The 11696-nt window shown below is 35.5% G+C and carries 9 protein-coding genes; 3 read left to right on the forward strand and 6 right to left on the reverse strand.

From position 1 onward, the window contains the following. Window positions 1-24: 24 nt before the first annotated feature. Window positions 25-1014 carry a glycosyltransferase family 2 protein gene (locus tag EWU23_RS13330; RefSeq protein WP_166233031.1) on the reverse strand — a complete coding sequence of 330 codons (990 nt, stop codon included), beginning with the start codon at window positions 1012-1014 and terminating at the stop codon, window positions 25-27. 1083 nt (window positions 1015-2097) lie between these two features. Between EWU23_RS13330 and EWU23_RS13335 the strand changes: the two genes are divergently transcribed. Further along, on the forward strand, window positions 2098-3951 hold the full coding sequence (locus EWU23_RS13335) for a YgiQ family radical SAM protein (protein WP_166233033.1): 1854 nt from the start codon (window positions 2098-2100) through the stop codon (window positions 3949-3951). Window positions 3952-3965: 14 nt separating this feature from the next. Next, a complete protein-coding gene (locus EWU23_RS13340) occupies window positions 3966-4175 on the forward strand; it encodes a zinc ribbon domain-containing protein YjdM (RefSeq protein ID WP_109322565.1) in 210 nt (69 codons plus the stop codon). 252 nt (window positions 4176-4427) lie between these two features. On the opposite strand, the gene EWU23_RS13345 is transcribed toward EWU23_RS13340, so the two are convergent. The 5 genes from EWU23_RS13345 to EWU23_RS13365 form a co-directional block, all read right to left on the reverse strand. Further along, window positions 4428-6215 (reverse strand): reverse transcriptase/maturase family protein, encoded by a 1788-nt coding sequence (locus EWU23_RS13345; protein ID WP_166233035.1) that lies wholly within the window; start codon window positions 6213-6215, stop codon window positions 4428-4430. Window positions 6216-6347: 132 nt separating this feature from the next. Continuing rightward, complete coding sequence (locus EWU23_RS13350) at window positions 6348-7391, reverse strand: BT4734/BF3469 family protein (RefSeq protein ID WP_166233037.1); 1044 nt, start codon at window positions 7389-7391, stop codon at window positions 6348-6350. 55 nt (window positions 7392-7446) lie between these two features. Then, window positions 7447-8988, reverse strand: a complete 1542-nt coding sequence (locus EWU23_RS13355) for an AAA family ATPase (RefSeq protein WP_166233039.1) — start codon at window positions 8986-8988, stop codon at window positions 7447-7449. 386 nt (window positions 8989-9374) lie between these two features. Beyond that, window positions 9375-10055 (reverse strand): ABC transporter ATP-binding protein, encoded by a 681-nt coding sequence (locus tag EWU23_RS13360; protein ID WP_166233041.1) that lies wholly within the window; start codon window positions 10053-10055, stop codon window positions 9375-9377. Continuing rightward, on the reverse strand, window positions 10052-10972 hold the full coding sequence (locus EWU23_RS13365) for an ABC transporter permease (protein ID WP_166233043.1): 921 nt from the start codon (window positions 10970-10972) through the stop codon (window positions 10052-10054). The genes EWU23_RS13360 and EWU23_RS13365 overlap by 4 nt, the downstream gene beginning before the upstream one ends. A 473-nt stretch (window positions 10973-11445) precedes the next feature. On the opposite strand from EWU23_RS13365, the gene EWU23_RS13370 reads away from it, so the two are divergent. Then, the gene (locus EWU23_RS13370; protein WP_166233045.1) at window positions 11446-11655 is read left to right on the forward strand and encodes a hypothetical protein; all 210 of its coding nucleotides are present in this window, start codon (window positions 11446-11448) and stop codon (window positions 11653-11655) included. Window positions 11656-11696: the final 41 nt, after the last annotated feature.

Below are 11696 nucleotides of genomic sequence, written 5' to 3' on the forward strand. Positions count from 1 at the left end.
TATGATATTTATCAGCATTGGCATTTAGTGCGCATTTTCTTCGGGTTTGATCTGATACGACTTTTTTAACAGGAAAACCGTTTGCCAAAAATAATGAAACAGCATGCCTGTTTTTCGGCTAAACAAGACCTGGTTTTCCGTATTGTGCAGCAGTGGTCTCCTCTTGACCAAATTCAACAAAATTTTCCAAGTCCAAAACAAAGGAACCAAAGCCGCATAGTTCAATAGAATAAGCAAATAGGCTCCTTGGCCATAACTTTTTCTAATCCACAGTAAATTCGACACTTGGATTTGAACTGAAAAACGATTGACCCAAGATGTTTTCGCTCTTCGGAAGGGATTATCTCCCAACAAATGCGTCACTCGGATATCCTCAAAATAGGCTAATTTTCCCGCTTTGATTAATCGAGTACTCCATTCGGCATCTTCGGCATACATGAAAAAATCCTCGTCCCATGCGCCCACTTGTTGAATCACTTCTTTACTTGTCATCAAGAAAAAACCGACCAAATTATTCGTTTCGTAGCTTTCTTGCGCCTCATACGGAGGAAAACATTGGTATACCCAACGCTTCCATGCAGGTATATTCGGCAAAATATATAGATCAATGCGGATGTCGTTCAGCGTCCGATAATAGGATATCGGATTTCCCCCGGCATCTACCTGAATAGCTCCAACAGCGGCAATTTCAGGTTTTTGTTGCAGGTAATCATAGGCTTTCCAAATGGCATTATCGCTTACAAAGGTATCCGCATTCATGAACAAGATATGAGGGGCTTTGGCCGCGGCTAAACCTGCATTATTCGCTTTGGAGAAACCGGCATTATAGCCCAAATCCATCCATATCGTTTCAGGGAATTCCTGAAGAATAGCGGCATTAGCGCCCGCTTGGTATTTATTATCCACCACAATGCACTCAAATTCCAAACCTTGGGTATACTGGTAAATGCTTCGGAAGCAATTCAGTAAAAGATCTTCACTTTGGTAATTAACAAAAATGATGGAAAGCTGCATATCTTACAAAAATAAGATAGATTGTGAAATAATCATGCTTAAAATTATTCTGCATTCTACATTCTTCAATTTACAATAAACGGTTAATCCCAACGAAAGATTGGAACGAAGCATGAGCGAAGCGGAAGGCGGATATTTGACCTTGCGCATGGGCCATGTGCGTAAGCGTCAAAGATTAAAGCCGTAAGCGGAGAGACAATCGGTTCTGCAAAGCAGAATTCGTCTTAGGATTAACCGAATTCCTTCTGTTTTTTTTGTTTCTTTTTTTATGAAAAAAAAGAAAGACCACGGAAATTTTTAACTAAGAAATGTACTTGTATGAACTTTTTTAACAATTCTTTTTATGGAACTTAACTTACCAATGCCTTTCTTTTTTTGAAAAAAAAGAAACAAAAAAACTTCTTTTTTTGTCGTCCAGCAAAGGCGAATTTCGCTTTGCGAAACCGTGATTCACTCCGCTATCGCCTATATTTTTGACGCCGACGCGCATCGCCTATGCAGAGGTCAAAACCTCGTCTATCGCTGCGTTCATCACCTTTCGCTCGTGCTGACCGACGGTATTTTCAATCCTATAAATTCTACATTCTAATAACTAATACCTATTTAAACGGTTAATCCCAACGAAAGATTGGAACGAAGCATGAGCGAAGCGGAAGGCGGATATTTGACCTTGCGCATAGGCCATGTGCGTTGGCGTCAAAGATTAAAGCCGTATGCGGAGTGACAATCGGTTCTGCGCTGCAGAATTCGTCTTAGGATTAACCGTATTTCATCTGTTTTTTTTGTTTCTTTTTTTATGAAAAAAAAGAAAGACCAAGGAAATTTTTAACTAAGAAATGTACTTGTATGAACTTTTTTAGCAATTCTTTTTATGGAACTTAACTTACCAAGGCCTTTCTTTTTTTATGAAAAAAAAGAAAGACCAAGAAAAGTATTAATCCAACAATGTTAATTAAATAAAGAAAATATAACTCATTCATCATTTACCAAGGCATTTCTTATTATAGGGTTTGACATGACCCTGCAAAACATGTTGATAATTGAAGAATAGGTAAAACACCCAATTTCCACTAATTTTGTAGCATGGAAGAAAGACCGATCACCGACTGGTTACCCTTGACAAAAAAAGAAGTAGAAAAATGCGGCTGGGACGAGCTAGATGTTATTTTAATATCCGGCGACGCCTACGTAGACCATCCCTCTTTTGGCACCGCAGTGATTGGTCGAATCATGGAAAGTGAAGGTTTGAAAGTGGGTATTGTGGCCCAACCCAACTGGCAAGATGATTTACGTGATTTCAAGAAATTAGGGAAACCCAAGTATTTTTTTGGTGTAACCGCTGGTTGCATGGATTCCATGGTGAATCATTATACGGCCAACCGTCGCTTACGTTCCAATGATTCCTATACTCCGGGTGGTGAAGCGGGTTTTAGACCGGATTATGCCACGACGGTGTATTCCAACATCCTCAAAGAAATTTTTCCCGATGTTCCTGTCTTGATTGGAGGAATAGAAGCGTCCTTACGTCGGGTGACGCATTATGATTACTGGGCCGACAAATTATTCCCTTCGGTTTTAGTGGATTCCAAGGCTGATGTATTGGTCTACGGCATGGGCGAGCAGCCCTTGCGGGAGATTATTCGTGGTGTGAAAAGTGGGATTCCTTTGACGGAATTGACCCACATCAATCAAGTCGCATTTTTACAGCCCAAAGAGGCAGCTTTACCGGTGGTGGATTCTTGGGAAACCGTGGAATTGAGCAGTCATGAAGATTGCTTGGTGGACAAAATTAAATACGCCGCCAATTTCAAGATTGTGGAGGTGGAGTCCAATAAATGGCAGGCCAATCGGATTACCCAACAAGTAGGAGATCAAACCTTGGTCATCAATCCCCCTTTCAAAACCATGGATGAGGTGGAAATGGATCGTTCTTTTGATTTGCCTTATACCCGTTTACCTCATCCTAAATACCGCAAAAGAGGGCCTATTCCTGCTTTTGAGATGATTAAATTCTCGGTCAACATGCACCGAGGCTGTTTTGGAGGTTGTAGTTTTTGTACCATTTCGGCCCATCAAGGGAAATTCATAGCTTCTAGAAGTGAGAAGTCCATCATGAAGGAGGTCGATCAAATCACGAAATCACCGGATTTCAAAGGATACATTTCTGATTTGGGAGGACCCTCGGCCAACATGTACAAGATGCGGGGCAAAGATGAGTCCATTTGTGCCCGTTGTTCTAGTCCAAGCTGCATTCACCCCGTGATTTGTTCCAATTTGGATACTTCACACAAGCCCTTGACGGAGATTTACAAAAAAGTGGATGCGCATCCAGGGATCAAGAAAGCATTTGTGGGTTCGGGCGTGCGTTATGATTTATTGGTGGATGATTTCAACAAGAATAATTCCGACATGAATCACGATGAATACATGGAGCAATTGATTACGCGCCATGTATCTGGCCGATTGAAAGTGGCTCCGGAGCATACCTCGGACGCTACTTTGCGTGTTATGCGCAAGCCTTCGTTCAAATATTTCAGAAAGTTCAAAGAGAAATACGATGCCATTTCAGCCAAGCATGGTTTGAAACAGCCTTTGATTCCTTATTTCATTTCCTCTCATCCAGGATGTGAGGAAGTGGATATGGCGAATTTAGCCGCAGAAACGAAGGACTTAGGCTTTCACTTGGAACAAGTACAGGATTTCACCCCAACGCCCATGACGGTAGCCGAGGTGATTTATTATACAGGCGTGCATCCTTATACCTTGCAGCCGATTTATACGGCCAAAACCAAGGAAGAGAAGCAAAATCAAAATAAGTATTTCTTTTGGTACAAAGCCGAGTTCAAGGATTGGATTCGTAACCGTTTGACCAAATTACAGCGGCCCGACTTAGCGCAGCGCTTATTGGGCTTTAGAAATAGGAACCAAAAATATTAATCAAATTATAGCACATGGAAGTTAAAGACAGCAACGGTAATTTATTGAACGACGGAGATTCAGTAACAGTCATCAAAGATTTAAAAGTACGTGGATCATCTGGCGTCATCAAGCGTGGCACCATGGTGCGCAACATCCGCTTAACCGATTTTGAAGGCGAAGTAGAAGGCAAAGTAGAAAAAACGATGATGGTCTTAAAGACGGAGTTTTTGAAGAAAGCGTAATTTAATGGTTCATCTTAGGATTTTACGATTTTTATAAGTTTTTTAATTCTTTTTATCTCCCCAATAAGTAATAAAAATAGAATTGAAGTAAAAATAGTGTACGATTAGACCGTAGAATCTTGGTTTAAATTACAAATTCTAATTTTTATTCATTCTACATGATCCTTTTGTTCTTGCCGAACCGAAGGTATACATGCCGAATAGCAGTTTGTATATTCAATTAAATATGTCATCGGCTAAGCCATACTTATTTTAGAGATTTGACCTTCTTTGTCGTTCAATTATTTGGTGAAAGTAGCTAAACGGTTTGTTATACTTTAAATATTTTCTTTTTTCTTTCCTATCGTCCTCTTTAAATTTTAATTTTGGTTCTTCAATTTCGTTAAGCAATTTGTAATAGTGTTTGCTCCGGTTTCTGTCTAATTGCTTTATTTGTCTAATAGAATGTGGATTTACAGTCAACTCTCTAAAACCATTTTTCCAACACATATCAGTAGATACTTCGTCAAAGTTGTCAAGTCCAATTCTACCAACTGACATACCAATAAGTCTGTTTATTGCAGATTCTGTCACTGTTCCTTTAGGTTTTCGCATTCCTGTTTTAACTGCATTTTTTATTTCACGAATTATAGTTTTTTGTTTGGATAATTCTTTGACCAAGGATTTTTTTCGAACACGGATGTTGCCTAAATAATCCATTTCATAGCCAACAAAACCTATCCACGGAAATCCGTTTTCTTCAACTTTACCCCACTTGTATGGTCCTTTTGATTTTCCGTTCCAAAACTCAGTTAAACTTATTTTATTGTTATCAACTTTCTTTAGTTCATCAGAACTTTTGAATTTGTGTGGAAATAATTTAAGTTTTTTTAATTCATTCTCATAAGCGTTCTTTGCTCTATCACAAGTTTCAAAATCTTTAGCAAGTATAATCATATCATCACAGAAACGTAGATAGAAAACGTCATATTTCTTTATTTCTATGTCGACTTGATTTAGATAAATGTTTGCTATAAGTCCTGAAAGTGCACCGCCTTGCGGAACGCCAATTCTGTTGCGAGAAAAACAGAAGTAATGTTTTCTAAATTCATTTTTGTCAATCCAACCAAAAAATCCCTTCTCTATTTTGTATGAATCCCAATAATCTTTATTCGTAGGCTTAGGAATGTCGACATTATACGCAAAGCTCTTTAAATAACTTTTAAATATTTTGATAGATATATCAAAATTTATTTCAGGGTATCTATTTTTTGACCTTTCAATTAATGATTGAAAAATGTGTGTAGCAATTTTATGATTTACGGTGTCATAAAATTTTTTCATATCACATTCCGCAACAAATAAATTACTCTCGGCATTTTTATCTCTAAAATCTCCAATTCCAAGAATACAGTCGTGATGTGAAATGATATTTTCTTCTGAGTTTCTTTTTGACCTAAATGCAAAAGAACTATCTTGAAATTGCTCATCTAAAACACTTGTCAAAAATTTGTTAGTTAAGCTTAAAACAATTCTGTCTTTTAAGCTATAAATGCAAATGGGTCTGCACTCATTTGGTTGGCCTTTTTTTAATTTATCTTTAAGTTTAGGAAAAATAATTGGTTTAATTACTTCATATTCGTTGCCATGGGAAACAGCCATTACTTCGTCAACGAATTTTTCTAAATTGATAAACCAATTTGCTTTTGTAATTTTTTTTCTTTCTGATTTTATTGTTTTTAAAAGACTATAATAGTTTTTGTCATTTGAACTTAGAAATTCATTTTTATTATTGTGTTTTCTCCTTGATTGCTCTCCCAATTTCAACCATTTCTTTCTAGGCGGTAATATTGACAATAAAAAATCTGTAAGTTCTTTTTGATTTACTTCATAATCATTTTCCGGTTCGGAATTTAATTTAATGTGATAGTTAAATGCTGGATTTGAAGTCAGTAAATGCAATAAATGTTTCTTGGACTTGTTCTTTGCAAGTTTGACACGAAACTTACAAATCAATTTCAAGATTTCATTTTTGCTAAAATAACTTTCAAACGTTCTCATAATAAAAGAAAGAAAGGGGGTTCCTGTAAAGCGATTTCTCGCATATTGACAAAGATACTGACATATAAATGTCTGCACATTTTAAACTGTCGGCTAGTGCTTTGCCGTTTTGACAGTGATACTTGCGAAGTATTAAACCTCCACCTTCGGAACCCCTTCTTTTATCTTTTGTTGTTTTGACATAAATCCTTTTTCGTTTGCTAAATAAATTATGCTAGCAAAATTTACATTTCCATTATTAGTTTCATAGCAATTTTTCAAAAAGTTGATACAATGAATTTCATTGTATTTTGCCTCATCTAACATACTCAATTTTTTGAAGTAATTTAATCCAATGTCGTATGTAAAAGTATTTACTATAGCCAAACCAACTTTACACCAATCAGAATATAAAAACGTTATTGATAATTTTTTCATTGTCAAATAGCGTATAATATCAGTCATTAATTTTCTGTCATTTCGATTATTTCGACCTTCAGGATTATAAAGTGAGTCTTTTTGGTTAAAATCTTTTATTTTTCTAGACTCTGATTTGATTTTTTTTTGCAGTACAAAATTGATGTCCTCATGTGTAATTTGGAACATTTTATATTCTTTCTTTATTACAAGATTTGGATCATATGATAGAAAACACAGTCTACTTATGTCACTTCCGCTTTTATCTAACTCTATGAAATATTTATTTTGAAAATAAGTTGATAATTTCTTAAAAGCACTTTTATGTTTTGTGTCAAGTTCTATTTCATTTGAAATATCTAAGTATTCTATTTGTATGAGACCTTTGAAGCCATTGTTAGAAGGAGAACGCCAAAATGAAAGAACAAATTCGTCTTTTAAAAGTTGATGGTAACATGATTGAATTTGATCTGGAATCAATTTGTCAATATCCAATACAATAAAACCATTATATTCTTTTATGTTTTCTTTGGATCTATTTTTATTAAAAGTGCCACTAAATGTAACAGCAGGTAGTTGTTTTTTATAGTTGTTGTAATAGTCTAGATTGCCTTGATTAAAATTTGATCTTAGATCTGATACTTGATATTTATATTTGTTTGATTTTATTTCATTTAAAATTTCACCAATTGTTGGTTCTATAAAGGAAATATTTGTCCACGTGTTTTCTTGGAAAGATACTTTATAACCTAATATATTTTCGGTAATTCTTTTTGTCATAATTATGATATCTTAAATCATTTAATAGTATTTTAATTTCCAGATTCACACAAAATTAAAGGTCAGGCGAATATTTTTTAGTCATTTTAATTATAAATGATTTCAATTCATCAAAATATAATTTACCATCTATTGTCGTAATAAAATGATTCCAGCTTTTCTCAAAAGCTTCTTCTCTATTCGTGCAAAATGAATTTTCAATCATTTTATCAAATAAACAATGTGGGTTTGAATTGTTTATATGATAAGTTAAAGTACTATTTGGGTATTTTTTTAAATATTCTGCAGTTAAGAATTTTTCAGGACAGTCATTTGAATATATGAAATGTAAGCATTCTTCCTGGGGATAGCTCAAATTACCACTTGCATTTTTTAATATTCTCCTGTCTCCATCAAGTATGCATGCGTAGCCAGTTTTTATTCTTTTGTTAGGGTAGGTCTCTTGATGAGATTTGAAATAAGTATAAGTTTTGTCCCCATTACCTGAAACCACAATGTTTATTAAGTCAGAAAAATTAGTTAATGACATTTCACTTTGAATTGCTGAAATCGCTTTTTGTATAATTTTTTTTGCTTCATTATCCTCACAATATAAATCTACTAAAGGATATGAAATTGAATCCATTTTTGATAATGCAGCATTTACACTTATGTTAGGTATAGCTTTATATTGACCTTCAGAAATTTTTTCTATAAAAATTCTAGCCTTATCAGGTAAAGATGAAAGAATGGATGGGGAATGGGAAGTTAATACAAATTGTTTATTATCATTTCTTGCAATATTATATAATGCTTGAATTAAGAGTCTTTGGATTTTAGGGTGTAAACCTACTTCTATCTCATCAATTAATATTAGAGAGTGGTCTGGAGCCTCAATTATGTCAATAATTATTTTAGTAAGAACTTCTTCGCCAGTTGCTGCATTATAACTTGAATATTCATTTGAGTTACTATACTTAAAAATATCTTTGTCTAAATGAGTTGCAAGTTTATTGAGCTTAAAATTTTCTTCCAAAACGTATGAAAGGTATTTCTCAATACTTGGAATATTGGCAGATGAAATATTAGTAACAGCTGCTTTTTGAGATTTATTGAATATTACTCTACCAAAATTTCTTGCAGGAGATATTCTGTCCAAATCAAGAAAAATAACTTGTCTATTGGTAAATTGCGTTTCCTTTTTACCAATACCGTTCCATTTCTTTGTAGTGGCTTTACGTTGCCCTCTTTTTGTTTCCTCCTTACTTCCATATTTGTAAGTAATATAATATGTCCAGTCAATTTTTTGTTTGTCTTGACTGGTAAATTGCATAATCGAACTCCATGTGTGTCTTTCAAGTATGCCATTATGTACATTTCTTTTTTTGAAGTCGAAATGGCTACAAGCTAAAGCCATTAAAATTGTGGATTTCCCAGATCTATTCGTCCCTGCTATAACAGAAATTGGATGATTGAAGTTTAAGGTTAAATCGGTAATATGCCTAAATGGAGATAGTTTTATAGATTTTAAGAATTTAGGAAAATTATGTTCGTTTGACAAATCTATTTGGTCAATATAATCCTTGTCTGCGTTTGGATTGATTTCCTTTTTTGCCATTTTGACTAAAGTGATTTTGAAATTGCCAATAACTAAATAATTTAGCTTATAAAAATGTCTTATAAATCTTCCAATTACTGAGCATCGAATTTAATATATACTTGATTAAAACTTCTATAAAGTTAATTTCTGTCCCCAATCTACCCAAAATCCATTTCCCCACCATATCCAGAATGTCTATTAGCTAAACTTAGTTGTAAAGACAAATTGAAATTTTGCTAGAAAATGAACCATAGAAATTGAGAACATACCGTTTAATCCGTGAATTGGATTAGCATGGAGGTATTTTGGCTAAATATCTGCAAGAAAATACCTAAAAGAATGCTTTCAACCATTCGTGTAAAAAGCTTCCATGGAAGGTGATATAGGAAAGTATTTTGGTTGTCTTATGTCAATCCTAATTGATCCAATTTCTTACCCACAGTCATTTGCTTAATTTCTGTTTCCAAGGTAGCAAAGTCTAGCTTTTGCACAGACTTGATCAAACTCCCTTGGTTCATTACCTGTATTTCATCGCAGGTATCACTCAAGGTGGAGAATATATGCGAGGAAATAATCACGGTCTTACCCAGTGCTTTGAGTTGATGAATGATTTCGGTAATCAGGATATTACTGGCTATATCCACCCCATTAAATGGCTCGTCCAGGATAAAATACTCGTTGCCCTGCAGTAAAATGGCCGTCAAGGCTAATTTCTTCTTCATGCCCGTGGAATAAGTAGCCGCATATTGGTTCAAGGGCAAATCAAAAATGTTCCTGTCCTCCATGTTGGAGATTTGGATGTCCCTGGCTTGGCATAACAACTGGATGTATTCTTTGCCTGTTATTTTTGGAAAGAAGAAAGGTTCTGTCAACAATAAACCCAGGTGGTTTTTAAGGGGTGTCAGATGAGAGAAGATCTCGCCTTCATAGTCTTCTAATCCCGCTATGCACCTAAATAAGGTGGTCTTTCCGGCACCATTTTCACCCACAATGCCATATACTTTCCCTTGCTCAAAATCCAAGTGGATTTGATTCAACACTACCTTAGTCCCATATTGCTTGGATAAGTTTCGGATGGATATCATTTCAATAGACGGCTAAGGCGGTGTTCAGATTTTTTGAAATAGTAGGGTATGAATATCAGGAGAAGGGGCGGAAACCAAAGGCATAGTGCCAACAAGATACTGGGTGCAAGGTATATTTCATTGGGATACTCGGAATATTTGCTCACAACCATGGAAATCAAAAATGCCCAAGCCAGCACCAAGAAAAGCAAGATGATGCCCATGTTTGGATAAAAGAAATAGGAGAGAAGCAGTGCTATGGGTAAAGCTAGTAAAGTAGAATAAAGTAGGGCCGTTTTTATTTTCCTCAACAAAAATGCTCTCGGTTTCAGATGAAAAGACCAAACGTAATATTCATTTTCTGCTTTGGTATGGTAAAATAGGCATGTGGTAAATACGATCAACAAAGCGAATATCCCCAAATTAAAATTGTTCTGTACCACAGCCAAAATAGCCAAGGCATAGGCCATAATAAACAGGTAAAATGTATTTCTAAAACCTACCGTAAATTCAAAAGGACTTTTTGAAAATGGCGTCCACAGGGTGCATTGGAAGGCGGTTTTGAACTGGCTGAGTGCCATTAGGATAACCAATGCAACTAATAATGCCACATAAACAAAAAGCTGTTGATACAGCAGAAAAGCTAGAAAGGGCACAGAAGCCATGACATTCTCGCAAATTCTAATTTTTTTCATGCGAGAATCACCAAAACAAATACGTAGAAACTCCGATCTCCGCTTTTCCGATAAATTCCCAATCAGCGACAGCGCGAAAAGCAAGTAAATGTAGGGGGCAAATTCGGTACTTTGAAAAAGGTAAACAGATAGTCCCAGGAACAATGCGGCCAATCCAACATAACCTAATAGCGGATGTATCCCCGCATCTTTCAAATGGCGGTTGCACATCTTAACTTGAAGTTCAATATACTCTTTTACCATGGGTGTTGCTTGGTGGTATTAAAATACGCTAAAATGATTCATTGACATAACCGTTCGTGTAAAATCTATTTTATCAGTTATTTTACAGAACATCACTTACCAAGGCATTTCTTTTTTTTCAAAAACAGAAAATACATGTGAAATAATGAAACGAAAAGTGCTTTTAAACTCTTTTGAATTCATCACTTTTTCTGGAGCTTTACTTTCTTTGGTATTTCTTTTTTTTCATAAAAAGAAACAAAAAAAACAGAAGAAATACGGTTAATCCTAAGACGAATTCCGCTGCGCAGAACCGATTGTCACTCCGCATACGGCTTTAATCTTTGACACTTAGCTTTAGCCTACGCACTAGGTCAAAGATGCGCCTGCCGCTTCGCTCATGCTGCGTTCCCATCTTTCGTTGGGATTAACCGTTCAATGTAGAATGAAGATTTTTTGATAGAAAACACCGTCGTGCAGCCCTGCGAAAGGAGATGAACGAAGCGGTAGACGGGGTTTTGACCTCAGCATGGGCGATGTGCGTCGGCGTCAAAAATATAGGCGATAGCGAAGTGAATCACGGTTCCGCAAAGCGGAATTCGCCTTGGCTGGACGACAAAAAAAGAAGTTTTTTTGTTTCTTTTTTTTCAAAAAAAGAAAATCCATGTGAATTAATGAAACGAAAAGTGCTTGATTTTAAATAAAAAGTATTTTAAACTCGTTTGAATTCATCACCTTTTCTGGA

Origin of the sequence: Aquirufa beregesia, assembly GCF_011090385.1 — a bacterium.
GTDB classification, from domain to species: Bacteria; Bacteroidota; Bacteroidia; order Cytophagales; family Spirosomataceae; genus Aquirufa; species Aquirufa beregesia.

Excerpts from the sequence above, each read along its gene's own strand:
- EWU23_RS13330 (WP_166233031.1), bottom strand. The coding sequence starts at position 1,014 with ATGCAGCTTTCCATCATTTTTGTTAATTACCAAAGTGAAGATCTTTTA.
- EWU23_RS13335 (WP_166233033.1), top strand. The coding sequence starts at position 2,098 with ATGGAAGAAAGACCGATCACCGACTGGTTACCCTTGACAAAAAAAGAA.
- EWU23_RS13340 (WP_109322565.1), top strand. The coding sequence starts at position 3,966 with ATGGAAGTTAAAGACAGCAACGGTAATTTATTGAACGACGGAGATTCA.
- EWU23_RS13345 (WP_166233035.1), bottom strand. The coding sequence starts at position 6,215 with ATGAGAACGTTTGAAAGTTATTTTAGCAAAAATGAAATCTTGAAATTG.
- EWU23_RS13350 (WP_166233037.1), bottom strand. The coding sequence starts at position 7,391 with ATGACAAAAAGAATTACCGAAAATATATTAGGTTATAAAGTATCTTTC.
- EWU23_RS13355 (WP_166233039.1), bottom strand. The coding sequence starts at position 8,988 with ATGGCAAAAAAGGAAATCAATCCAAACGCAGACAAGGATTATATTGAC.
- EWU23_RS13360 (WP_166233041.1), bottom strand. The coding sequence starts at position 10,055 with ATGATATCCATCCGAAACTTATCCAAGCAATATGGGACTAAGGTAGTG.
- EWU23_RS13365 (WP_166233043.1), bottom strand. The coding sequence starts at position 10,972 with ATGGTAAAAGAGTATATTGAACTTCAAGTTAAGATGTGCAACCGCCAT.
- EWU23_RS13370 (WP_166233045.1), top strand. The coding sequence starts at position 11,446 with ATGAACGAAGCGGTAGACGGGGTTTTGACCTCAGCATGGGCGATGTGC.